Annotated in this window: 23 protein-coding genes; 17 read left to right on the plus strand and 6 right to left on the minus strand. The window is 64.5% G+C overall.

Features of this window, described 5'->3' with window-relative positions; genetic code table 11:
- Positions 1–25: 25 nt before the first annotated feature.
- Positions 26–892: an acyl-CoA thioesterase II gene (gene tesB, locus B2W55_RS18385; protein WP_024583104.1), complete on the plus strand. Its 867-nt coding sequence runs from the start codon at positions 26–28 to the stop codon at positions 890–892.
- On the opposite strand, the gene B2W55_RS18390 is transcribed toward tesB, so the two are convergent.
- Positions 889–1,779 (minus strand): DUF4339 domain-containing protein, encoded by an 891-nt coding sequence (locus tag B2W55_RS18390; RefSeq protein WP_024583103.1) that lies wholly within the window; start codon positions 1,777–1,779, stop codon positions 889–891. The two genes, tesB and B2W55_RS18390, sit on opposite strands and share 4 nt — an antisense overlap.
- A 307-nt stretch (positions 1,780–2,086) precedes the next feature.
- Here B2W55_RS18390 and B2W55_RS18395 point away from each other — a divergent pair, with 307 nt between their 5' ends.
- The 8 genes from B2W55_RS18395 (at position 2,087) to B2W55_RS18430 (ending at position 8,029) form a co-directional block, all read left to right on the plus strand.
- Positions 2,087–2,425, plus strand: coding sequence for a P-II family nitrogen regulator (locus B2W55_RS18395; protein ID WP_024583102.1), 339 nt, complete (start codon positions 2,087–2,089; stop codon positions 2,423–2,425).
- Between the two features lie 137 nt (positions 2,426–2,562).
- A complete protein-coding gene (locus B2W55_RS18400; RefSeq protein ID WP_244442281.1) occupies positions 2,563–3,840 on the plus strand; it encodes an ammonium transporter in 1,278 nt (425 codons plus the stop codon).
- Between the two features lie 112 nt (positions 3,841–3,952).
- Complete coding sequence (locus B2W55_RS18405) at positions 3,953–4,267, plus strand: ArsR/SmtB family transcription factor (protein WP_024583100.1); 315 nt, start codon at positions 3,953–3,955, stop codon at positions 4,265–4,267.
- Positions 4,264–4,617 (plus strand): SRPBCC family protein, encoded by a 354-nt coding sequence (locus B2W55_RS18410; RefSeq protein WP_024583099.1) that lies wholly within the window; start codon positions 4,264–4,266, stop codon positions 4,615–4,617. The genes B2W55_RS18405 and B2W55_RS18410 overlap by 4 nt, the downstream gene beginning before the upstream one ends.
- A gap of 49 nt (positions 4,618–4,666) precedes the next feature.
- Positions 4,667–5,269, plus strand: coding sequence for an ATP-dependent Clp protease proteolytic subunit (locus B2W55_RS18415; RefSeq protein ID WP_024583098.1), 603 nt, complete (start codon positions 4,667–4,669; stop codon positions 5,267–5,269).
- 316 nt (positions 5,270–5,585) lie between these two features.
- A complete protein-coding gene (locus tag B2W55_RS18420) occupies positions 5,586–5,924 on the plus strand; it encodes a P-II family nitrogen regulator (RefSeq protein WP_024583097.1) in 339 nt (112 codons plus the stop codon).
- A 39-nt stretch (positions 5,925–5,963) separates the two neighbouring features.
- On the plus strand, positions 5,964–7,412 hold the full coding sequence (locus tag B2W55_RS18425; protein WP_024583096.1) for an ammonium transporter: 1,449 nt from the start codon (positions 5,964–5,966) through the stop codon (positions 7,410–7,412).
- Positions 7,413–7,624: 212 nt separating this feature from the next.
- A complete protein-coding gene (locus tag B2W55_RS18430; RefSeq protein WP_024583095.1) occupies positions 7,625–8,029 on the plus strand; it encodes a GFA family protein in 405 nt (134 codons plus the stop codon).
- A gap of 67 nt (positions 8,030–8,096) precedes the next feature.
- Here B2W55_RS18430 and B2W55_RS18435 read toward each other — a convergent pair whose 3' ends face one another.
- The gene (locus B2W55_RS18435; protein WP_024583094.1) at positions 8,097–8,870 is read right to left on the minus strand and encodes a GGDEF domain-containing protein; all 774 of its coding nucleotides are present in this window, start codon (positions 8,868–8,870) and stop codon (positions 8,097–8,099) included.
- A 146-nt stretch (positions 8,871–9,016) separates the two neighbouring features.
- Positions 9,017–9,496 (minus strand): NUDIX hydrolase, encoded by a 480-nt coding sequence (locus B2W55_RS18440; RefSeq protein WP_244442280.1) that lies wholly within the window; start codon positions 9,494–9,496, stop codon positions 9,017–9,019.
- Positions 9,497–9,679: 183 nt separating this feature from the next.
- Between B2W55_RS18440 and B2W55_RS18445 the strand changes: the two genes are divergently transcribed.
- From B2W55_RS18445 to B2W55_RS18460, 4 genes are all read left to right on the plus strand, one after another.
- Positions 9,680–10,906: an aminotransferase class I/II-fold pyridoxal phosphate-dependent enzyme gene (locus B2W55_RS18445; protein WP_024583092.1), complete on the plus strand. Its 1,227-nt coding sequence runs from the start codon at positions 9,680–9,682 to the stop codon at positions 10,904–10,906.
- A gap of 16 nt (positions 10,907–10,922) precedes the next feature.
- A complete protein-coding gene (locus B2W55_RS18450; protein WP_024583091.1) occupies positions 10,923–13,403 on the plus strand; it encodes a DNA translocase FtsK in 2,481 nt (826 codons plus the stop codon).
- Between the two features lie 100 nt (positions 13,404–13,503).
- Positions 13,504–14,322, plus strand: coding sequence for an outer membrane lipoprotein carrier protein LolA (locus B2W55_RS18455; RefSeq protein ID WP_029879651.1), 819 nt, complete (start codon positions 13,504–13,506; stop codon positions 14,320–14,322).
- Between the two features lie 69 nt (positions 14,323–14,391).
- Positions 14,392–15,207 carry an exodeoxyribonuclease III gene (locus B2W55_RS18460; protein ID WP_024583089.1) on the plus strand — a complete coding sequence of 272 codons (816 nt, stop codon included), beginning with the start codon at positions 14,392–14,394 and terminating at the stop codon, positions 15,205–15,207.
- A gap of 166 nt (positions 15,208–15,373) precedes the next feature.
- Here the strand turns inward: B2W55_RS18460 and B2W55_RS18465 are convergent, their stop codons facing one another.
- Both B2W55_RS18465 and B2W55_RS18470 read right to left on the minus strand, forming a co-directional pair.
- On the minus strand, positions 15,374–15,814 hold the full coding sequence (locus B2W55_RS18465) for a cyclic nucleotide-binding domain-containing protein (RefSeq protein WP_024583088.1): 441 nt from the start codon (positions 15,812–15,814) through the stop codon (positions 15,374–15,376).
- A gap of 57 nt (positions 15,815–15,871) precedes the next feature.
- Positions 15,872–16,558 carry a response regulator transcription factor gene (locus B2W55_RS18470; RefSeq protein ID WP_016841446.1) on the minus strand — a complete coding sequence of 229 codons (687 nt, stop codon included), beginning with the start codon at positions 16,556–16,558 and terminating at the stop codon, positions 15,872–15,874.
- A 233-nt stretch (positions 16,559–16,791) separates the two neighbouring features.
- On the opposite strand from B2W55_RS18470, the gene B2W55_RS18475 reads away from it, so the two are divergent.
- Together B2W55_RS18475 and B2W55_RS18480 are read left to right on the plus strand one after the other, a co-directional pair.
- Positions 16,792–17,340 carry a L,D-transpeptidase family protein gene (locus B2W55_RS18475; RefSeq protein ID WP_029879649.1) on the plus strand — a complete coding sequence of 183 codons (549 nt, stop codon included), beginning with the start codon at positions 16,792–16,794 and terminating at the stop codon, positions 17,338–17,340.
- Between the two features lie 93 nt (positions 17,341–17,433).
- Complete coding sequence (locus B2W55_RS18480) at positions 17,434–18,219, plus strand: 2-keto-4-pentenoate hydratase (protein WP_024583087.1); 786 nt, start codon at positions 17,434–17,436, stop codon at positions 18,217–18,219.
- 168 nt (positions 18,220–18,387) lie between these two features.
- On the opposite strand, the gene B2W55_RS18485 is transcribed toward B2W55_RS18480, so the two are convergent.
- The gene (locus B2W55_RS18485; protein ID WP_024583086.1) at positions 18,388–19,107 is read right to left on the minus strand and encodes a YggS family pyridoxal phosphate-dependent enzyme; all 720 of its coding nucleotides are present in this window, start codon (positions 19,105–19,107) and stop codon (positions 18,388–18,390) included.
- A 108-nt stretch (positions 19,108–19,215) separates the two neighbouring features.
- Here B2W55_RS18485 and B2W55_RS18490 point away from each other — a divergent pair, with 108 nt between their 5' ends.
- Both B2W55_RS18490 and B2W55_RS18495 read left to right on the plus strand, forming a co-directional pair.
- Complete coding sequence (locus tag B2W55_RS18490; RefSeq protein WP_024583085.1) at positions 19,216–20,907, plus strand: sensor domain-containing diguanylate cyclase; 1,692 nt, start codon at positions 19,216–19,218, stop codon at positions 20,905–20,907.
- 263 nt (positions 20,908–21,170) lie between these two features.
- Positions 21,171–24,203, plus strand: coding sequence for a DUF4062 domain-containing protein (locus B2W55_RS18495; protein WP_024583084.1), 3,033 nt, complete (start codon positions 21,171–21,173; stop codon positions 24,201–24,203).
- The last annotated feature ends 206 nt before the right edge of the window (positions 24,204–24,409 follow it).

Here is a 24,409-nt window from a genome sequence, read left to right on the forward strand (position 1 = left end):
CCGGAATGACGAAAGAGAGCACCCCATGTCCAAGAGCCTGATCGACCTGCTGTCCATCCTCGATCTCGAGCAGCTCGAGGTGAATTTGTTCCGCGGCAACAGCCCGAAGACGAGCTGGCAGCGCGTGTTCGGCGGCCAGGTGATCGGCCAGGCCATGGTCGCGGCCTGCCGCACCGTCGAGGGCCGGCTGCCGCACTCGATCCATTGCTATTTCATCCTGCCCGGCGACCCGCAGATCCCGATCATCTACCAGGTCGAGCGGCTGCGCGACGGCAAGAGCTACACCACCCGCCGCGTCACCGCGATCCAGCACGGCAACGCGATCTTCTCCATCATGGTCTCGTTCCATTCCGACGAAGAGAGCAACTTCAATCACCAGGAGAAGATGCCCGACGTGCCGCCGCCGGAGAAGCTGACCGCGGAGGAAGTCTCGAAGCAGCCGATGTTCAAGGAGATGCCGGAGTTCATCCGCCGCTATTACGAGAGCGACCGGCCGATCGAGCTGCGCCCGGTCGAGCTCGGCCGCTATTTCGGCCAGAAGATCGACGACGGCCGCATCCATGTCTGGATCCGCACCGCGGCGAAGCTGCCCGACGATCCGGCGCTGCATCTGTGCGCGCTGGCCTATGCGTCGGACTTCTCGCTGCTCGATGCCGTGATGGCGCGCTACGGCCGCACGCTGTTCGATCGCCGCATGATGCCGGCGAGCCTCGATCACGCGATGTGGTTTCACCGCCCGTTCCGCGCCGACGAATGGCTGCTTTATTCGCAGGATTCGCCGAGCGCGCAGTCGGGCCGCGGCCTGACCCGCGGCCTGATCTTCAAGCCCGACGGCACGCTGGTGGCGTCCGTCGCGCAAGAAGGTTCGGTGCGCGAACGCAATAGCTCTTAGCTACCTGCGTAGGCGCCGCGCTCGGTCAGCGCGAACTGCGAGATGAACCAGTTGGCGTACCAGCGCAGCATCCACGGGATCGGGATCAGGAAGGCGCAGGCGATCGAGGTCACGATGGTCCGCCACAGCACCTCGAGTCCGGATGCATTGAAGGAGACCTCGCGGCGGGTGCCTTCGATGTTGCTGCAAATCCAGCGCATCCAGGCGGTCAGCACCCAGGCCCAGCCGACGATGGTGATGGTCGCGATCACCATCAGGACGTACCAGCCGACATAGACCAGCGGGCTGCCCTTGAACGAGATCGGCAGCTGCTCGCCGTTGGAGCTGAGGCGGCCGATGATCCAGCGCACGATCATCCAGCTCAGGAAGCCCTGCAACAGCAGCGAGAGCAGCGTGACGATGTTGCTGTCGGCAACTCCGGCATAGGTCAGAAGACCGAGCACGATGAAGGCGTACCAGATGTCGAGCGGCTGGCCGGTGAAGCCGAGGTTCGGGCGGCCCGGCACGCGGATGTACGGGATGGCCCAACGATACAGGCCGGTCGCGGTCCACGGCGCCGGGATCACGAGGATCTGGCCGATGAACATCAAAAGGCTGCGTCCGAACAGGCCCCAGATCGGGAAATCGGCCGACAGCGCGCCTCCGCTATAGCTTCCGGAGGCCACCACCGGCGGCGGTCCGCCGGCCTGCGGGAACGCCGGCGGCGCGCCCGCGCTCGGAACCAGGCCTGGAATCTCCCCGGCCTTCTGCCAGCCGGCCATGCCCTCGGTCCACACCAGGGTGTCCGCCCGCACCATGCCACGGGTGATCAGGTCGCGGAGCTGAGCCTCCGGCAAGGGGCCCTTCTGCTGGCCGTCGGATGCATAAAACCAGTTTCGGTTCGACATTTTCTTGTTTCCTCGGGGCGCGGGTGCCCGCGCTGTGACGAGAATGAGCCAGCAGGACCGCTGGCCGGGGCGGGAAAGCCATATTCTGGCCGACGGTTGTCGTCCCGTACAGTGACGGAGTTCATGCGCTGCGCACGTTTTCCCCTTCAACCTGCAACTTTTTTATGCCATTTGCCCAGAAAGCTGCCAGATTTGGCGGACCCGAAAACGCTGGCTCCAGATCGCAAATTGCCGCTTCTGGAGGCGGTGGGTGCCGTTCCGGGGACGGGCGCACCCGGAAAACCTCAAGGGAATGAAGGCCTGAACCATGAAACTCGTCGTCGCGATCATCAAACCGTTCAAGCTCGATGAGGTACGCCAGGCGCTGACCGCGATCGGCGTCCATGGCATGACGGTGACCGAGGTGAAGGGCTATGGCCGCCAGAAGGGCCACACCGAGATCTATCGCGGCGCCGAATATGTCGTGAACTTCCTGCCCAAGCTCAGGATCGAGATCGCGGTCGATTCCAACCTCGCCGAGCAGGCGGTCAGCGTCATCACCCAGCATGCCCGCACCGGCCAGATCGGCGACGGCAAGATCTTCGTGACGCCGATCGACCACGCCCTGCGCATCCGCACCGGCGAGACCGATAACGACGCGCTCTGAACTTGATCAAAACGCCGCCGGCAACGACGCCGGTGCGCGGCAAAAAATCCGCACCAAAAACTGCGACACGCCGGGGAATGATGATGGGGGCACGGGCTCTTCGTGCAGCGAGTTCAGCTGCGCCGATCACTGCTGCAATGTTGTTCGCGCAGGCTGCGCCGGCCTTCGCGCAAGACGCCGCAGCCAATTCGGCTGCCAATCCCGGCATCAACGCCGCCGACACCGCCTGGATGATCGTCGCCACCGCGCTGGTGCTGATGATGACGATCCCGGGGCTCGCGCTGTTCTACTCCGGCATGGTGCGCAAGAAGAACGTGCTGGCGACGATGGCGCAGAGCCTCACCGCGGTTGCGCTGATCTCGATCCTCTGGGTCACCTTCGGCTATTCGCTGACCTTCGTCGGCAACGGTCCCTGGCTCGGCTCGCTCGACAGCTGGTTCCTGGCCGGCATCACCATGGACAGCGTCAATCCGGCGGCCAAGACCATCCCGGAAGCGCTGTTCATGCTGTACCAGATGACGTTCGCGATCATCACGGTGGCGCTGGTCGCAGGCTCGGTCGCCGACCGCATGCGGTTCTCGGCCTATGTGCTGTTCTCGATCGGCTGGTTCATCTTCGCCTATGTGCCGCTGGCGCATTGGGTGTGGGGCGGCGGCTTCCTCGCCTCGGCGGGCGTGCTGGATTTCGCCGGCGGCCTCGTCGTGCATCTGTCCGCCGGCATCAGCGGGCTGGTCGCGGCCAAGGTGATGGGCAACCGGCACGGCTATGGCCATGACAATCTGTCGCCGTTCGATCTGTCGCTCGCGGTGGTCGGCACCGGGCTGCTGTGGGTCGGCTGGTTCGGCTTCAACGGCGGCTCGGCGCTCGCGGCCAATTCGCGCGCCGTGTTTGCCATCACCGCCACGCATCTTGCAGCCTGCGCCGGCGCGCTGACCTGGGGCGCGATCGAATGGGCAACCCGCCGCAAGCCGTCGGTGCTCGGCATGATCTCGGGCGCGGTCGCAGGGCTCGGCACCATCACCCCGGCCTCCGGCTTCGTCGCGCCGTGGCACGGCGTCATCATCGGCATCCTCGCCGGCCTGATCTGCTACTGGGCCTGTACCTGGCTCAAGCATCGCTTCCGCTATGACGACTCGCTCGACGTGTTCGGCGTGCACGGCATCGGCGGCCTGACCGGCACCCTGCTCGCGGGCATGTTCGCAGTCTCGGCGATCGGCGGCACCTCCGGCCTGCTCGAAGGCAATCCGAAGCAACTGCTGATCCAGCTCTACGGCGTCATCGTTACGGCGCTCTGGTGCGGCGTCGTCACCTTCGTGCTGCTCAAGCTGGTCTCGGCCTTCGTGCCGCTGCGGGTCTCGACCCAGCAGGAGCTCGAGGGTCTCGACATCTCGCAGCACGGCGAGGCGTTGCAGTAGCGATCGCCGCGACGGCGAATCCGCAAAACAACCCCATGCAAAGCACCCAAGCGGCGCGGCGTGGAAACAGTTCGGGCTTGCGCAACACATAAGTGTATGCTTATGTGTTGGCATGATCGAAGCCGACATCTTCAAGGCACTGGCCGACCCAACGCGCCGCAAGGTGTTCGAAAAGCTCGCGGGCGGCAGCCTCAACGCCAGCGCGCTGCGCGATGGCCTTGAGATCAGCCAGCCGGCAATGTCGCAGCATCTCGCGGTGCTGCGCGCGGCCGGCCTGGTGCGCGAGCAGCGGCAAGGCCGCTTCGTCAATTACGAGGTCGACCCGGACGGCATCGCCAGCATCGGGACCTGGCTCGCCCGCTACCGCGCCTATTGGCCGAAGCGCATCGAAGCGCTCTCCGACCTGCTGAAGGACATGGATCAATGAGCGACACGGTCGAGCCTGATGCGGACACAACCCTGGTGATCGAATACGAGCTCGACGCGCCGCCTGAAAAAGTATGGCGCGCGGTCACCATTCCGGCGCTGCGCGAACGCTGGCTGCCGGATGCCGATCTCGCCGGCGCCGAGCCGGAAGCAACGATCACAGGCGAAGAGGTGCGTTACCGGCTCCGCGAGCCCGAACCGCCATTTCGCGAAAGCCATGTCACCTTCCGGATCGAGCCGAACGAGGCCGGCGGCACCAGGTTTCGCATCATCCAGCAAGCCTGCGACATCAGGGAAAAACAGCCGCAGCCGGCCAACGGCAACCACCGCACCGTGATGCGCGCGGCCTGATCGCGAACTTTATCCGAGACGTCATCACCTGCCAGAATGGAGGTCGCCGATGCGCGACATGATGCAGCTCGTCCCCATGGTCGTCGAACAATCCACCCGCGGCGAACGCTCGTTCGACATCTATTCGAGGCTGTTGCGCGAGCGGATCATCTTCCTGAACGGCGAGGTCAATGACGCGATGTCCGGACTGGTCTGCGCGCAATTGCTGTTCCTGGAGGCGGACAACCCGAACAAGCCGATCAACCTCTACATCAACTCCTATGGCGGCGTGATCACCAGCGGACTTGCGATGTACGACACCATGCAGTTCATCAAGGCGCCGGTTCACACGCTGTGCATGGGCACCGCGCGGTCCATGGGCTCGTTCCTGCTGATGGCCGGCGAGCCCGGGCACCGCGCCGCGCTTCCCAATGCCAGCCTCCACGTCCACCAGCCGCTCGGCGGCTTTCAGGGCCAGGCCACCGACATCCTGATCCACGCCACCGAGATCCAGGAGACCAAGCGGCGCATCATCCGGCTCTATGCCCAGCACTGCGGGCGTTCCGAAGCCGACGTCGAGCGGACGCTGGACCGCGATCACTTCATGTCCGCCCAGCAGGCGCTGGAATGGGGGCTGATCGACAAGGTGTTTGCGGCACGCGACGCCGCCTAATGGCCCAGCATCACCCCATCTAAATACCTAACACTGCTCCCCTGCTGAGCAGAATTGTGTCCGGACCCTGGCTTGCTCACGAATTGAGCCAGTCTGATTAGATTTTAGGCGCGGCGGAATAGCGCAGGGCTGCCCGCCTCCCGCAATGCGGGAAAATATTCGGATTCATAATCCATTAGCGAACTCCGGCCGGTTGGCACGGCATTTGATTCTAAGGGTCCCGGCTGTGCCCGCGTAGTGGAAGTCCTCCGCGTGGTGAACCTCAGTCGAAACTCCCGGCGTTCGTTCGCGCCGGGCCCAAGCGGGGATAGGACTCATGAAAATTGTTATGGCGATCATTAAGCCATTCAAGCTGGAAGAGGTCCGTGACGCCCTGACCGCCATTGGCGTTCACGGTCTCACGGTGACGGAAGTCAAGGGATACGGCCGTCAGAAGGGCCACACGGAAATCTATCGCGGCGCCGAATATGCGGTGAGCTTCCTGCCCAAGATCAAGATCGAAGTCGCAGTCAACTCCGATCAGGTCGACAAGACCATCGACGCCATCACCTCCGCCGCCAAGACCGGACAGATCGGCGACGGCAAGATCTTCGTCATCAGCCTCGAGCACGCCGTGCGCATCCGCACCGGCGAAGCCGACGCTGCGGCCCTCTGATTTCGCGCTCAAACCTTAAGACCTCAGGAGTGAAATAACATGACGTTCAAGCGTCCCTATGGCGCGGGACTGGCGGCCCTTGCAGTCGGCCTGTTCGCCGCGACCGCCGCCTACGCCGAGCCAACCGTCAACAAGGGCGACAACGCCTGGATGCTGACCTCGACGGTGCTGGTGCTGTTGATGACCATCCCCGGCCTCGCGCTGTTCTATGGCGGCCTGGTCCGTTCCAAGAACATGCTCTCGGTGCTGGCGCAGGTGTTCTACACGGTCTGCCTCGTCACCGTTCTCTGGGCACTCTACGGCTACAGCCTCGCCTTCACCGGCGGCTCCGACTTCATCGGCGGCTTCTCCAAGGCCTTCCTGATGGGCGTCACCCCGGACTCGAAGGCGGCGACCTTCTCGGTCGACGCCAACATCTCGGAGCTCATCTATATGTGCTTCCAGATGACCTTCGCGGCGATCACGCCGGCCCTCATCGTCGGCGCCTTCGCCGAGCGGATGAAGTTCGCGGCGATCGCGCTGTTCATCCCGCTCTGGGTGACGCTGATCTACTTCCCGATCGCACACATGGTCTGGTACTGGCCGGGCCCGGACGCGATCCAGGATGCCGCCAAGGCGCTCGCCGCCGCGGCTGACGGCGCGGCCAAGACCGCGGCGCAGGCCAAGCTCGACGAGATCAACGCCGACGCGGGCTGGATCTTCAAGAAGGGCGCCATCGACTTCGCCGGCGGCACCGTCGTGCACATCAACGCCGGCATCGCCGGCCTGGTCGGCGCGCTCTTGATCGGCAAGCGCACCGGCTACGGCAAGGAGCTGATGGCTCCGCACTCGCTGACCATGACCATGATCGGCGCCTCGCTGCTCTGGGTCGGCTGGTTCGGCTTCAACGCCGGGTCCAACCTCGAAGCCAATGGCGGCGCTGCGCTCGCCATGACCAACTCCTTCGTGGCAACCGCCGCGGCGGCGCTGTCGTGGATGTTCGCGGAGTGGATCATCAAGGGCCATCCCTCGCTGCTCGGCGCGCTCTCGGGCGCGGTCGCGGGCCTCGTCGCGGTGACGCCGGCGGCCGGCTTCGCCGGTCCGATGGGCGCCATCGTGCTCGGCCTCGTGGTCGGCGTGGTCTGCCTGTTCTTCTGCACCGTGGTGAAGAACGCGCTCGGCTATGACGACTCGCTCGACGTGTTCGGCGTCCACTGCGTCGGCGGCATCGTCGGCGCGCTCGGCACCGGCATCCTGGTCAACCCGGCGCTCGGTGGTGCTGGTATCATCGACTACACCGCGATCCCGCCGAAGGTCGCCGATTACGACTTCGCTGCGCAGATGATCTCGCAGTGCTGGGGCGTCGGCACCACGCTGGTGTGGTCCGGCATCGGCTCGGCGATCCTCTACAAGGTCGTCGACGTGATCGTCGGCCTGCGCGCCAATGTCGAGACCGAGCGTGAAGGCCTCGACATCACCGAGCACACCGAGCGCGCCTACAACATGTAAGGGTTCTCCCGGGGCGCGACCTCCCCAAGCGGTCGTTCCCAGAACTACGGTCCGGGCACATACCCGGCAATGTCCGGGCCGTTGAGGGGCTCCAGCGCAAGTTGGAGCCCCTTTCTTTTTTTGCGGCTTGAGAAAATAATGTCGGAATTGCCTGCCATTGTGGAATGGCGGGCGACAAACAACGAAACCGACAACAAAAACGGGAGGACGTCATGAAGGTGCAAGGCAAGTGCTATTGCGGCAACGTGCGCTATGAGGCCGAGGGCGAACCGATGATGGCGGCGCAATGCCTGTGCCGCGAATGCCAGTACATCACCGGCGGCGGACCGAACATGTTCATGGCGATGCCGACCACCGGCTTCAAATATACCGCGAGCGCGCCCAAGCAATTCACGCGCAAGGATCTCGAGCGCGCCGTGACCCGCGAATTCTGCCCGGAATGCGGCACCCATCTGGTGACCAAGGTGCCCGGCCTGCCCGCCACGATCCTGAAGGTCGGCACCTTCGACGACCCCAGCGTGTTCACCCCGCAGATGACGATCTACACCTGCGACAAGCAGCTCTTCCACCACGTGCCCGAAGGCAAGCCGTCATTCGACAAGCTGCCGGCGCGGTAAGGCGCCGCGCATTGATTGGGTAGTCCGGACGGAGTGCAGCGCAATCCGGGCTACCGGTCTTTGGGAATCACGCCGCATCCCGCGCGTGTTCGACGCGGTCGCGGCCGTGGCGCTTGGCCATGTAGAGCGCCTGGTCGGCGGTGCGCATCAGGCCGCCGAGATCGAAACCGCTTTGCCTGACGGTGAAGCCGATGCTGATCGTCACCGGCAATTGGGTGACGCCGTCGAGGATGGTTCTTTCGGCGCAATCGCGGCGGATTTGTTCGGCGCCATGCGCGGCCTGCTCGTGGCTCAGGCCGGTCAGCACCGCCGCGAATTCCTCACCGCCGTAGCGGGCGACCAGCGCGCCGTGCCGGACCGCGAACTGGCGCAGCACGTCGGCGATCTCGACCAGCACCTTGTCGCCGATCTCGTGTCCGTAGCGGTCGTTGATCGACTTGAAATGATCGATGTCGCACATCAGCACCGCCGCCGACGCACCGTCTGTCTGCGCCTGGTCGAGAGCGGCGGCCGCCTCGGCATCGAAGCCGCGCCGGTTCAACAGGCCGGTCAGTTGGTCGGTCTGCGACATCAAGGCGAGCTCGCGCCGGGTCTGCGCGAGCTCCAGCATCAACAGGCCGGCGCGCCAGGACATCGCACCGCTGAGCGCGATCGAGATGAAGACCCCGGCGGTGAGCCCGAACAGCTGCATCTGGCCGACCGTGATCGGCGCCGCGAGACTGCGGCCGAACACCAGCATGCCCATCGTGAACGACATCACCGCGGTCGAGAGCGCGGCGATCGCCATCACCTTGCCGGTACGGCGCAGGACATCGGCGCGGGTCTCGATCTTGATGGTCATCTCAGTCTGCGCACGCCCCGGTGATCCCTGGAATCCTTGATCCGGGCGGTGTTGCCAATTGCTGAAGGAACCGAGGCAGCGCGTGCTGGCGTTAATGGCCGGTAAAGCCGATCGCTCAAATGCGCGACGGCGCGCGGCGATCGCGGTCAGTCGATCAGGACTTCCTCGTCCGGAATTTCGGCCGGCGCGCCGTCGCGCAAATAGCGCTCGAGAATCCCGGCGAGCGACAGCGGCGTCAGCCGCTCCTCCGCGCCGGACAGCTCGGCGATCGGCCACCAGCGGAAGCAGTCGAGCACCTTCGCCTCGGCCTGGTCGGCCATCACAGGCTCGAATCGGTCAGCGTGAACGATCCGGTACTCTTCCTTCTGGGAGAACCGCCGGCCGCCCCAATTGAAGGTGTGATGGCGCCGCCAGACGACAGGACCGTGCGCGAACGCGGTCAGCCCGACTTCCTCGGCCAATTCCCGCCGCAGCGTCGCTTCAGGCGTCTCGTCACCCTCGATGCCACCGCCCGGAGCAACCCAGAAGGTGGCGCCGCCATGTGGCGGACGAATCCGCAACAACAGCACTTCGCGTTCGCCGGTGATGATGAGCGCCCTGACGGCGCGGCGGTGGATCAGGTCCAAGCGCAATCTCGGTGCAATTTCGATGCGGTTTTGCTCGGCCAACGCTGATATCACGCGCCGGCCGATCGTGCCCGTCGCCGATGGTTAATCGCGTCTTAACCTCGCCCTATCTATGGTGACTTGATCGGTTTACGGTCGGCGCCCCTCAACCCCGACCGCAGTGAAAGTGCTGGCATTTCAACCATGGCAATGACCGCCTCATCCGGCTTGGCGCAGGGCGCCGGCGATGTCGCATCCGCCGGCCAGGCCGAGCGTTCCCCATTCGTGCGGACCACCGAGCTGCTGGCGCCGTACCAGCCGGCTAAGCCATTGATTACGCTATCGGTCGGCGAGCCGCAGCACCCGGTGCCTGACTTCGTCGGGCCGGTGCTGTCGAAATTCACCGCCGATTTCGGCCGCTATCCGATGGCCAAGGGCATCGAGCCGTTCCGCCGCGCGGCCGCGACCTGGCTGTCGAGCCGGTTCCAATTGCCGCGTCCGCTCGATCCGGAGAGCGAGGTGATGGTGCTGAACGGCAGCCGCGAGGGGCTGTTCTTCGCCGCGATCGCCGCGGCCCGCTACGTCGCGCCGCGCAAGGGCCGGCCGGCGGTGCTGATGCCGAATCCGTTCTATCCGGCCTATGGCGCCGGCGCCCGCGCCGCCGGCTGCGAGCAGATCTATCTGCCGACCACGCCCAGCAACGGCTTCCTGCCCGATCTCGATTCGATCGACGAGGCGACGCTGGCGCGCACCGTGGCGTTCTTCCTGGCTTCGCCCGCCAATCCGCAGGGCTCGGTCGCCTCGCGCGCCTATTTCACGCGGCTGAAGCAGCTCGCCGATCGCCATGGCTTCATGATCCTGAGCGACGAGTGCTATTCGGAGATCTACACCCGCGAAGCGCCGGGCAGCATGCTGGAATGTGCCGGCCCTGACTTCACCAACGTGGTCGCGTTCCAATCGCTGTCGAAGCGCTCCAACCTGCCGGGCATGCGGGTCGGCTTCGCCGCTGGCGACCGGAAGTTCATGGCCGCGTTCCTCGAGCTGCGCAATGTCGCGGCACCTCAGGTGCCGGTGCCCTTGCAACATGTGGCGGTCGCCGCCTATGGCGACGAGGCGCATGTCGAGGAGAACCGCAGGCTCTATCGCATCAAGTTCGATCTCGCCGATCAGATCCTCGGCAGCCGCTACGGCTACAAGCGGCCGGCCGGCGGGTTCTGCGTCTGGCTCGACGTCTCCGATCGCGGCGGCGACGAGGCGACGACGGTGAGGCTGTATCGCGACGCCGGCGTTCGCGTGATTCCCGGCAGCTATCTGGCGCGCGAGCAGAACGACGGTTCCAATCCGGGCGCGGGCTATATCCGGCTTGCGCTGGTCTCCGACAGTGAATCGACGGCCGAGGCGATGCATCGCCTGGTCGAAACCCTGGGTTAATCGCGAAGCGCGAAGATTGAGTATGCCAGCGATCGAACGTGTCATCCCCCTGGTCGGCCATTTGCCGCTCTCGTTGCGCGAGGCGCTGGCGCGACGGCTGCGCGAACTGACCGGGCTCGGCCTGATCGCGCTGTCGGGCGCCATCACTGCCGCGCTGATGACCTGGTCGGTGCAGGATCCGTCGCTGAGCCACGCCACCTCGCGCGCGATCCGCAACGTGCTCGGCTACCCCGGCGCGATCGGCGCCGACCTGTTGATGCAGATCCTCGGTCTCGGCTCGATCATGTTGCTGCTGCCGGTCGCGGTGTGGGGCTGGCGGATGCTGACGCACCGTCCGTTCGACCGCGAAGCGCTGCGGCTCGGCTGCTGGATCCTGTGCACGGTGATCGCGGCGGGCTTTGCCAGTTGCTGGCCACACAACATCGCATGGCCACTGCCGACCGGGCTCGGCGGCGTGGTCGGCGACGCGCTGCTGCGTACGCCGGCCGTGGTGTTCGGGCCGCCCGGCTTCATCTATCGGGTGGTGCTGGGGCTGATCCTGTTCGCGGCGATGGCCGTGACCTTTCTGTTCGCCTGCGGCTGGGGCGCCAAGGAGCGCGATCCGGAGCTGACGCCGATCGCCGATGACGACGAGCCGTTCGTCGAGGAAGACGAGGATCGCAGCTCGGTCTCGCTGGGCTGGCTGTTCCACGCCCTGATGAGCGCGAAGGCGCGGCTCGGCTGGTTGTTCACATCAGCCTACAAGTCGCTGGTCTCGAGCGGATCGCAGGGCCGCGCTGCCGCGTTCGAGCGCCAGGAACCGAATATCGGCGGCGGCCGCGCGGCGCCCTCGATCGCGCCCGCGCATGACGATCACGACGACGAGGATGACGCCGAAGAGCCCGGCGACGAGGAAGAAGAAGAGGACGAGGAGGAGCAAGCTCCCGTCGCCCGCGCGCCGCGCAAGAAGGCCGAGCCGAAGCCGAAGAAGAAGAATTCCGACAAGTTCGAGCTGCCGTCGGTGTCGGTGCTCAGCGCGCCGAAGGCCAGCGATCGCCAGCCGCTGAGCAAGGCCGAGCTCGAAACCAATTCGCGCTCGCTCGAAGGCGTGTTGCAGGATTTCGGCGTGCGCGGCGAGATCGTCAAGGCCAATCCGGGCCCGGTGGTCACGCTGTACGAGCTGGAGCCCGCGCCCGGCATCAAATCGTCGCGCGTGATCGGACTGTCCGACGACATCGCACGCTCGATGAGCGCGCTGTCGGCCCGTGTCGCCGTGGTCGCCGGCCGCAACGCGATCGGCATCGAGCTGCCGAACGCGCATCGCGAGAAGGTCTATCTGCGCGAGCTGCTGGTCGCCAAGGAGAGCGTCGATTCCGTTGCCAAGCTGCCGCTCTGCCTCGGCAAGACGATCGGCGGCGATCCCGTCATCATCGATCTTGCGCGCACGCCGCATATGCTGATCGCCGGCACCACCGGCTCCGGCAAATCGGTCGCGATCAACACCATGATCCTGAGCCTGGTGTACCGGCTGCGGCCGGACCAGTGCCGGCTGATCATGGTCGATCCGAAGATGCTCGAACTGTCGGTCTATGACGGCATCCCGCATCTTTTGACGCCTGTCGTCACCGACCCGAAGAAGGCGGTGGTCGCGCTGAAATGGGCCGTGCGCGAGATGGAAGAGCGCTACAAGCGGATGGCCAAGCTCGGCGTCCGCAACATCGACGGCTACAACCAGCGTCTCGTCGAAGCCAAGGGCAAGGGCGAGGAACTGACGCGCACGGTGCATACCGGCTTCGACAAGGAGACCGGCAAGGCGATCTACGAGGAAGAGAAGCTCGATCTCGAGCCGCTGCCCTACATCGTGATCATCGTCGACGAGATGGCCGACCTGATGATGGTCGCCGGCAAGGACATCGAAGGCGCGGTGCAGCGCCTGGCGCAGATGGCGCGCGCCGCCGGCCTGCATGTGATCCTCGCGACGCAACGTCCGTCGGTCGACGTCATCACCGGCACCATCAAGGCGAACTTCCCGACCCGCATCGCCTTCCAGGTGACGTCGAAGATCGACAGCCGCACCATCCTGGGCGAGATGGGCGCCGAGCAGTTGCTCGGCCAGGGCGACATGCTCTACATGGCGGGCGGCGGCCGCATCAGCCGCGTGCACGGCCCGTTTGCTTCCGACGAGGAAGTCGAGAAGGTGGTGCGTCACCTCAAGACGCAGGGACAGCCGGAATATCTCGAAGCCGTCACCGCGGAAGAGCCGACCGACGAGGACGGCGCGGTGTTCGATGCCACCGGCATGGGTGGCGACGGCGGCGGCGATCTGTTCTCGCAGGCGGTTGCCATCGTCAAGCGCGACCGCAAGGCGTCGACCTCCTACATCCAGCGCCGGCTCCAGATCGGCTACAACCGCGCCGCTTCGCTGATGGAACGGATGGAACTCGAAGGCATCGTGGGACCTGCGAATCACGCCGGAAAGCGCGAAATCCTGGTCGCGGAGGAAGAGGGCCAGTTCTGATCGGGAGCGATCATCACGGAAAAACCATATCTCCCTCGGAAGAGGCGGGATAGAATCCGGCCAAGCGGGACGAGCGTCGAACAGAGACCTGACATATCTGATGGCAAATCAACTCATTGACCGCGGCACGCGCATCGCGCTGGCTTTCCTCGTCACCGCCGCGATCGCCGGCGCCGCGACGGCGCAGAACACGCCGCCGAAATCCGCGCCCAACGGTGCCGCGAAGACTGCGCCGAAGGCCAAGGACGCCGGCGCGCAGAGCAACGCGGACAAGGGCCCGACGACCACCGGCGCCACCCAGGCACCGCCGAATCCAGTGATCCCCGATCCGCGCCGCAACGTGCCCGCCAACATCTTCCAGACCTTCGACGCCAACCAGAAGGCGCAGGCCGCCAAGGTCTCGGCCTATCTGTCGTCGCTGCAAACGCTGGTCGGGAATTTCGTTCAGGTCGGCCCCGACGGCACCAAGACCAAGGGCGATTTCTACATCCAGAAGCCCGGCAAGCTGCGCTTCGAATATGACGACCCGAGCACCATCGAGGTGATCGCCGACGGCTCCTCGGTCGCGGTGCGCGACCGCAGGCTCGCCACCCAGGACGTCTACCCGCTGTCGCAGACCCCGCTGCGCTATCTGCTGTCGGACCGCATCGACCTGATGAAGGACACCAACGTCATCAGCGTCACCGCCGACGACGTGTTCGTCAGCATCACGATCGAGGAGAAGCAGGCGCTGGTCGGCACCAGCCGCTTCCTTTTGATGATCGGCGCCAAGGACGGCAAGCTCAAGCAGTGGACCGTCACCGATCCGCAGGGCTACGACACCACGGTCGCGGTGTACAATCTCGACGCCACCCAGAAGCCCGATCCGTCGCTGTTCAAGATCGACTTCACGACCTATCCGGGCACCTCGCCGGGATAGCGGGACCAGCGATTCCCCGGCTGTGGACAATTGAAATCCGCACTGAGAACCGTGTAAGACGCAGCTCTCATGCGGTTCTCCATCACCACCTGGAATATCAACTCGGTGCGTCTGCGCATCGACATCGTCGCCAAATTCCTGAAGAGCGCGCGGCCGGACGTGCTGTGCCTGCAGGAGACCAAATGCATCGACGATGCGTTTCCGCTGAAGCGCTTCAAGCGGCTTGGCTACGAGCACGTCGCGCTGAACGGGCAGAAGGGCTATCACGGCGTCGCCATCGTCTCGCGCCTGCCGTTCGAGTCCACCGACATCAGGACGTTCTGCGACAAGATCGACTCGCGGCACATCTCGGTCTCCTTCGGCGAGAAGGCGCAGCTTTCAAAGCCGCTGGTGCTGCATAATTTCTACGTGCCGGCAGGCGGCGACATTCCCGATCCCGCGCTCAACCCGAAGTTCGAGCACAAGCTGCAATTCCTCGACGAGATGAAAAGCTGCGAGCCGCTGCATCCGCGCGGCGATGACCGCCACATCCTGGTCGGCGACCTCAACGTCGCGCCGCATGAGCACGACGTGTGGTCGCACAAGCAGCTGTTGAAGGTGGTCTCGCACACGCCGATCGAGACCGAGAAGCTGCTCGCGGCGCAGGCGCATGGCGAATGGTTCGACGTCGCGCGCGAGCGGATCCCGATGTCGGAGAAGGTCTATACCTGGTGGAGCTATCGCGCCGCGGACTGGACCGTCGGCGATCGCGGCCGCCGGCTCGATCACATCTGGGTCTCGCGCGCGCTGAAGGATCACGTCAGCGATTTCAAAATCACCCGCGACGCCCGCAGTTGGGAGCGCCCGTCGGATCACGTGCCGGTGACGGCGGTGATGGAAGTGTAACGCGCGGCTGCGACCCCTGGGGTTGTTATCCGTCATCCTGAGGAGCGCGTAGCGCGTCTCGAAGGATGCCCGGCCCGGCTGGTGGCCGTCGACCCTTCGAGACGCGCGCGGGAGCGCGCTCCTCAGGGTGACGGATCAGAGAACTGTCGGTCAACGAGGACGGCAGTTACGTACTCAGCTTCCCGCCCGCCATCAGAATGTCGCTCGCGAGCTGGCTGGTGCGCAGCGCGAGTTCGTCGCGCAGCCGGCGCGCGGCGGGGGGGTCGCTTTCCAGCACGCGCTGAAACAGGCTGCGCGCGACGCGGATCACGCTGCCGCGCTCCAGCGCGGTCGCGGTCGACGGCCGCTTCATCGCGACGATCAATGCAAGCTCGCCGATCAGTGCGCCCGGACCGGCGATGATCTCGGCGCCGCCTTCCTCGACACGGAAGGTGCCGCGCTGCACGACATAGCCGGCGTCCGCGGCGTCGCCGGCCTTGAACAGCACGTCGCCGGCGTTGAAATCGCGCTGCTCGGAGCCGATCGCCAGCATGCGCAGCGAGCTGTCGCCCAACAGACGCATCGTCGGGACCCGCTCGAGCAGGGCTACGTCATCATCGATCGACATTCAGGGCCGGTAACCGCGGTGCGCCTCGATTTCACGAATCGTTGAGCGCGAAGCGTATCACGGCACCAGCTTGTAGCCACCGGCTTCCGTGACCAGGATTTCCGGGTTGGCGGCGTCCTTCTCGATCTTCTGGCGCAGGCGGTAGATGTGGGTTTCCAGCGTGTGGGTGGTGACGCCGGAATTGTAGCCCCAGACTTCCTGGAGCAGGGTCTCGCGCGACACCGGCATCTGGCCGGCGCGGTAGAGGAAGCGCAGGATCGCAGTTTCCTTTTCGGTCAGCCGCACCTTCCTGGCATTGGCGCCGGTCAGCATCTTGGAGCCGGGCCGGAACGAGTAGGGACCGACCGAGAACACCGCGTCCTCGCTGGCTTCGTGCTGGCGGAGCTGAGCGCGGATCCGGGCCAGCAGCACCGCGAAGCGGAAGGGCTTGGCGACATAGTCGTTGGCGCCGCTTTCCAGCCCCAGGATGGTATCGGAATCGGTGTCGTGGCCGGTCAGCATGATGATCGGCGCCTTGAAGCCGCCCTTGCGAAGCGAGCGGACCACTTCGCGGCCGTCGGTGTCGGGCAGGCCGACATCCATCAGGACCAGATCGGGGGAATTGGCTTTGGCGGCAGTGGCGCCCTTGGCGCCGGTGTCGACTGCGGAGGCCTCGAATTCCTCGTGCAGGGACAACTGCTCGACCAGCGTATCGCGCAGATCGGTATCGTCATCCACGATCAAGATCTTGCGGGCATTGGCCATAGGTACAATCCTTCGGGGGCAGGGCGGTCGGAAGCGGAGGGCGCTTACGGCCGTAACATCGGCTAGATATGTGCTCAGTTAGGCGATTGTTACCGATTCACAAGGCGGGCCAGTCTACCTCAAATCGAGCAGGGCAGGACGTGAATGTCCTGTAATGCCGGGGGATAGAATGTTTGGGGCATCCAAGGCAAGTTCAGTCTGGAACGATTCTTAAAGGAAGATAAGCTATTTCAATCACTTATACGACAGCCAAACGTGATCGCCCGCTCTCCGCCATCGAGGTCCGCAGCGCCGCCGGTGATCCGCGCCGGGGCTGGCTGACGGCCGACGGCTGGACCGTCCCCGTGGCGCTCGGTCGCGGCGGAATCCTCGCCAACAAGCGCGAAGGCGACGGCGGCACCCCGCGCGGCATCTTCCATCCGCGGCAACTCTGGTGGCGCGCCGACCGGCACCGGCGGCCCACCACCTTGCTGCCGACCCGACCGATCCGCCGCGAGGACGCCTGGTGCGAGGATCCGGCCGACCGGCATTACAACCAGCCGATCCGGCTGGACCGCGAGCAGGCCGGCGACCGCCTGACCCGCGAAGACCATCTCTACGACTTCATCGTCGAGATCGACCACAACGCCGCCCCGCGCATCGCCGGCCGCGGCAGCGCCGTGTTCCTGCATCTGACGCGGCCCAATTTCGGCCCGACCGCGGGCTGCGTCTCGATGACCAAGGCGTCGATGCTGCGGCTGTTGCGGCGGATGTCGCCGAAGACAAGGATCATCATCGAGTAGATGGCAGGGCATCGGTTTTGCTACGCGACAGGCGCGGCGCGTTTGTGCTGAGATCGCACCCAACCAAGAATAATTCCCGCGGAGCAAACCAGCATGCTCGACACCAACCAGATCACCGCCGCCGCAAAAGTCCTGACCGACCACTGGCACGCCGGAACGAAACTCGACGCGCTCGATGGCGCGATGCGGCCGCGCGACCGCGCCGAGGGTTACGCGGTGCAGGCCGCGCTCGGGAAAACGTCGCGTGAAAAACTGTTCGGCTGGAAGATCGCGGCGACCAGCGCCGCCGGCCAGAAGCACATCAATGTCGCGGGGCCGCTGGCCGGACGGATCCTCGCCGAAACGGTCATCGCCGATGGCGGCACCGCGTCGATGACGGGCAATGAGATGCGGGTCGGCGAGCCGGAATATGCCTTCCGCATGGCGCGCGATCTGGTGCCGCGCACCACGCCCTACAGCGTGCAGGAGGTGCTGGAGGCGGTCGCCACGCTGCATCCGGCGATCGAGATTCCGGATTCGCGGTTCGCCGATTTCGTGTCCGCCGGCGAGGCCCAGCTGATCGCCGACAATGCCTGCGCGCATCTGTTCGTGCTTGGACCCGCGACAGCAACGGACTGGCGCGCGATCGATCTGGTCGAGGAGCGTCCGGCCATCACGCTGCGCGGCGAGCGCTACGCCGGCCACGGCAAGAACGTGCTCGGCGATCCACGCGTGGCGCTGGCCTGGTGCGCCAACGAGCTGCGCGCGCTCGGCATCACCCTGCACGCAGGCGAAGTCGTCACCACCGGCACCTGCCATCCGCCGCTGCCGATCCAGGCCGGCGACGTGTTCGCAGCGGATTTCGGCGCGATCGGAAAGGTGTCGGTGAAGTTCGCTTAAAGCGCAGCTCTCGCGGCACAAACCAATGTCGTCCCGGCGCAGGCCGGGACCCATTACCACTGAACTCGGTTGTCGCGCATCGGCTAGCCGCGTGCCCTTTGCGATGGCCGCGGCGTATGGGTCCCTGCCTGCGCCGGGACGACAATTGGCTATGCGGCACGCTTCGCGTTAGTTGTGGGGCACCGTCCGCGTCCCGAAAATCGCCGAGCCGACCCGCACATGGGTCGCGCCCATCGCGATCGCCACGGCGAAATCGGCGCTCATGCCCATCGAGAGATGCTTCAGCCCGTTGCGCGCGGCGATCTTGGCGCAGAGCGCGAAATGCGGCGCCGGCGCCTGGTCGACCGGCGGGATGCACATCAGCCCGGAGATCGCGAGGCCATAGGTATCGCGGCACGCCGCGATGAAGGCGTCGGCGTCCTGCGGCGCGACGCCGGCCTTCTGCGGCTCCTCGCCGGTATTGATCTGGACGAACAGGTCCGGCAGCCGCTGCTGGGATTTGATTTCCTTGGCTAACGCTTCGCAAATGCTGGCGCGGTCGACCGAATGGATCGCGTCGAACAGCGCGACGGCTTCCTTGGCCTTGTTCGACTGCAACGGCCCGATCAGATGCAGCTTCACATCGGGGCTCGCTTGAACCAGCGCCGGCCACTTGCCCTTGGCTTCCTGCACGCGATTCTCGCCGAATACGCGCTGTCCGGCGGCGATAACAGGCGAAATCGCGTCGGCTGCGAAGGTCTTGGACACCGCGATCAGCGTCACCGAAGCGCGCTCGCGCCGGGCTTCCTTGCAGGCCTGCGCGATCTCATTCTCCACGGCGGCGAGGCCGGCCGTTGCGGGGGCGTGTGGTGAATCAGCCGGTAACGGCGTGCTCGGGCTTTGGGTCATGCTTGTGCCGTTCTCAGACAGATGCGGGGGTTGGCTCGAATTTTACCAAATTCGGGAAAGGCTTTTTGAAGCCCTTCATCCTACCCTGCACACGGGCAAGGGATCAGAATGTCGGGCGTCACTTTCAACCGCAATCGCGTCAGACTCAAGAAGGTTCTGGGCATCCGTGCCCGGCTGGCCTTGCTTGCGGTCATACTGGTCGCACCCTTGATGCTCGATCGCGTGCGCACGCTGGAGAATTTCCGCACCTCGCAGATCGCGCAGGCCGCGGCAGGCTATGCCAATTTGACCGCGCACGCCGCCGAGACCCAGCGCGAAGTGGTCTCCTCGGTCGAGACCATGCTGAAATCGGCCGCCTATATCCGCGCCTCCGGCGGCATAGCGCAGAGCTGCGAGGTGTTGCGCGCCAGCCTGCCGACCGTGCTGCCCTGGATCCGCAGCATCATGTTCGTCTCCAGGGACGGGCTGGTGCAGTGCTCCACGCTCAACATGCAGGTCGGGATGGATCTCGGCGACCGCGAATATTTCAAGAAGGCGCAGGACAATCGCGGCTTCGTGTTCAGCGACTATCTGCGCGGCAAGACCAATGGCCGCCCGATGATGATGGCCGCCTATCCGGTGGCAGCGATCAATCCGGAGCTGGATTCGGTCGTGGTCGCCGGCATCAACATCGACTGGCTGTCGCAGATCATGGCCAATCTCGGCGGCCAGCCCGGCATGGCAGCCGTTCTCGTCGACAGCACCGGCGTCGTGATCGCCGCCCCGACCGATCAGGCGAGCCTGATCGGCCGTTCGCTCGACACCATCCCGCTGATGGCGGCGATTGCCGAGAAGGCCCTGAGCTACGACGAACCGTCCGGCTCGGTGTCGTTCACCGGCGTCGACGGCGGACAGCGCACGCTGAGCTTCGCGCGCATCGCCGGCACCCAGTCCCGCCTGATCGTCAGCATGGACGAGGCCAAGGTGACGGCGGCAATCAACCGCGAGATCCGCACCGCCTATCTGCAACTCGGCTTCGTCTGCCTGTTCGTTCTGCTCGGTGCCCTGGTTGGCGCGGAGCGGCTCGTCATCCATCCGATCGAGCTGATGACCGGCATGGCGCGGCGGTTCGGCGAGGGCGACTGGTCGGCCCGCGTCGCCAAGCACAAGCTGCCGGCGGAATTCGTGCCGCTGGCACGCGCCTTCAACGCGATGGCGGCGCAGCTCAGCCAGCGCGAGCGCGAGCTGGTCGAGTCCAATGACCGCCTCACCGTGATGGCCTCGATCGACGCGCTGTCCGGCCTCGCCAACCGGCGCGGCTTCCAGAGCCGGCTCGACTTCGAGTGGCTGCGGGCGCAGCAGTATGAGTGCGGGCTGTCGCTGATGATGATCGATGTCGATCACTTCAAGCTCTACAACGACACCTACGGTCATCCCGAGGGCGACGCCTGCCTGACGCGGATCGGCGCGACGCTGGCGGGGATCGCCGCCGACACCATGGGCTTCGCCGGCCGCTATGGCGGCGAGGAGTTCTGCCTGCTGCTGCCGAACACCGACGCCGCGCATGCGCTCGCGATCGGCGAGACCGTGCGCACGGCGGTGCTCGGCCTCGCCGTGCCGCACGCGCCCTCGAGCCATGGCGTCGTCACCGTCAGCGTCGGCGTCGCGACGACGAAACCGAACGACACCCAGCGCCCCGGCGACCTGATCGAAGCCGCCGACGCCGCCCTCTACGCCGCCAAGCGCCGCGGCAGGAATGCCGTGATCGAGCACGGCTTCCTGCAGACGCTGGACGAAGCGGGGATGGCGCTGGCGAGCTGAGGTTGACTGCTACACCGCGCGGCCGCCCCCCGAGGCCGCCGGCCGCACGGTTTGGCGCTACCCATGATCAGCGCCCTTGCCCGAAATTGATCAATATCACCCAGCCGCCGCGCCGGACGTATTGCTATCAAAAGTATAGCTGATGTACCCTTGCGTCATTGAAGATGTGCCGATGTTTCTCGTCGACGTCGCCGGACCGCGTGGTCTGGCGTTGAATTTTGATCGCCGCTTCCTAGAGCGAGTGTATTGCGATGACGAAGGTAATGATCAGCAGCAGCCTGCTCGACCTTGAGGACGCGCGGAAAGCGATCATCGACTCCTGCAATCGATTTGAGTTTCAACCGATAGCGATGGAGCACGAGGCCGCCGCAAACAGCGACGTTGTCGAGAAATCATTGGCCATGGTCGAGGAGGCGGACTGGTACATCCTCGTGATCGGTTACCGGTACGGATCCAGTTTGCCAGGCGATCCCCGGTCGATCACCGAGATTGAGTATGATCACGCGGTCACGCTCGGAAAGAACCGTCTGCTGTTCCTCATGTCGGAGGAATACCCGCTGACAAGATCAGCCCTCGGAAAGGCAAATTCCCCGGAGCTGCTTGAGCGCTTCACCACCAAGGCGCGGCAAGATCGCGTGCCGTCCTATTTCAGTAACGTGACGCACCTCCAGCTCCAGGTCGAAAAGGCTTTTCGCGATCACATCGACGTTCGGCCAAAGCAGCCGGTCCAATTCACGGGCATTCCGGTTGCGCCAAAGCCCTACATTGCCCATCCATACAGCCTGCTTGAATCGTCGACTTTGATTGGCCGCAGGCAGGAGCTCGAGGTGCTGTCCGGCTGGGCAAAGGATGCGGAAACCCCAATTCTCGCGGTCCAGGCCATGGGCGGAATGGGCAAGAGCGCTCTCACCTGGTCCTTCTTCAATTCCCAGATCAAGGATGGCACCCGCCACGGCTTCGATGGAGCGATGTGGTGGAGCTTCTATGAGCATTCCGCCTATTTCAGCAACTTCCTGGCGCATCTTTATTGCTACTGCTTCCAATGTTCGCTGGAAGACGCGCGAAAGAAGAGCTGGTCCGATCTCGAAGAGCCGCTCTTGCAGTCGCTCGCTGCCAATAGGTTCCTGGTCGTGCTCGACGGGTTCGAACGCGAGCTCAACCAGTATGTGGAAGAGCCCAACCGCCAGAACGAGCTCGAAGGCGACAGCAAACCTCGCGTCAGGGAAAGCCGGCGAAAGGGGCTGCTACAGGACGATGCGGCACAAAACACACGGAAAAAGCGATCGCTGAACGACTCGCGAGCGGCAGAGTTTCTCCAGAAGCTCGCCGCGATGAAATCAAGCAGCCGCATTCTGATATCGACGCGGCTTCACCTCGCCGACCTCGAGACCCGTGACGGCCGCCCCCGGCCCGGTGTGAAGACGCTGAACCTGTGCGGATTGGAGGACGGGGATGCGTTCCTGCTGTGGGAAAGCTACGGGATGCGGGGTTCACCGCAGAGCCTGCGCGGGCTGTTCCAGAGCATCGACGGTCACCCGCTCGTCATCCAGGCCGCAGCCGCCGCACTGGCGGATTATCCTCCCGCCAACCGGGACTACGACCAATACATCCTGAGGCGCCCCGACTTTAACCCCTCGGCCGATCTCCCGCTGCTGCAAAGGCACTCGCATATCCTGTCTCATGCGGTGCTCGGCCTCAGCGAGTTGTCGCGACAGGTCTTCCAGGTCGTCGCGCTGTTCAGGAAGCCGCCGACTTATGCGGTTCTTGACCACATGCTTCGATTGGGCAACGGACCGGTCAAGACCGAGGACGATCTCATAGCCGCGCTGGCCGACCTGGCTGATCGCGGCCTCATTGGTCGAAGCCCCTTGTCGAACCGCTTCGATATGCATCCGGTCATCCGCAACATTGGCCTGCGCTCGATCGATCACGACGCCTTGACGAGCAATTATGAAATGATCCGAGAGGTCTTTGAAGACAATCTCGACAACACCGAGGGTGCGCTCGGAGACGACGTTGCCGGCGACGAAGGACGACGCCTCGAGAGCAAGCTCGAGATCATGAACGCATATCTCAAGACCGAACAGTTCGACGACGCGTTCGACTTCTACGAGAGCAATCTTGCCGACTTCCTCCACTCAAACGGCATGTCCACGCTTGCCCAGGAATGCCTCGCGCCGCTGTTCAAGGTCACGCGACACGGATCGGGCGTGTCATCAAAGTTGTTGTCGCCGGACCATCAACGTATGGGCTCGCTGTGTTACGCCTATGCCGTGGCAAGAGACTGCCAGTTCGAAAAGGCGTTGCGGCTGTTCGAGTATCACAATTCGCTATGCAGGGAGCCGATCTGCCTGCTCCATCAAACCAACATCTACTCGATCTCGGGTTACAACGTGAAGGTTGAGGAGCTCGTGAAATCCGTATTGGACAGTCTGAAGGCGGAGTACTGGATCGACCTTGAGGACAAATCCGATTACTGGCGAGCCGAATATGCCGCAACCGAGCTCAAGTTTCTTTCGAAACTATACGACTGCGCGGATGATCGGGAGGACGATCGGCTCTGCGATTACATCACTCGGAGGGCCTGCTTCATCATCGGCTCCGGCCTGGATATTGATGTGACCGACAACACCGGTGGCTTCATCGCGGAGCTGGCACTTGGCCCCCTCAAGAGAGGTCGCCGCCATGAAGAAGCTCTCTCGTTCAGTCAGGAGATGACCGATTATTTCTCAAGGGCCGGCAATTCGGGAGAGGCCCTGTCCTGGCGCGAGCATGCCTGCGATGCCAAGGTGGGATTGGGTTTGCTTTCCGAAGCGTTTGGCGAAATTGGAGATATATCACGCGAGTATCTCGACACCGGGAATACGCTATCTGCGGTCGGTTGCCGTCTGCGGCAGGCGAGAATTCTCGCGAAGCTCGAAAGCCCGGCCGAGGCATTGAACCTGCTGGGTGTCCTCGATGATCGTTTCACCGAGATGCAAGCTCACAGCTACCGGATCGCCGCGATTTGGGAGCGGGCCAAGATTCTGGAGGCGCAGGGCGAGATCATAAAAGTCGTCGCGCTCTGCAAGCAGATCGTCAAGCTATACTCGCCGCCATATCTCTCGTTCGACGGCACCAAGGAGCTGAATTTCGCCCGTCGCATTCTCCGCGAGTACGACGCCGGCGGCGATCACGATATTGAATTGTCCAAGCCACTGGACTGGATCTCGCAGTTCGAGCAGGGCAAGGACCCGTTTAGCCACGGCCAGCGGCCGTTCGATCTTGCGACGTTCCGGAAATGTATCCTCCATTAGCCATCGCCGGCCCGACCGGCGATGCAGTATTCCGGAGATGGCCGGTATCGGGCCGATAGGCCGCGGCGTACGGGCGGTCAAGCCGGGTACCAATCCCGATCGGATTCCGGACCGGTTGCCTCGCGGCCGCCATCCGTGCCGGCTTTCGCCGGGACGACGGGAACTGCGCGCGGGCCGTCACAATGACCATTCGGCGGTATGACCAT

Source organism: Bradyrhizobium sp. UBA2491 (genome assembly GCF_002341725.1).
In the GTDB taxonomy this organism is placed as follows: domain Bacteria; phylum Pseudomonadota; class Alphaproteobacteria; order Rhizobiales; family Xanthobacteraceae; genus Bradyrhizobium.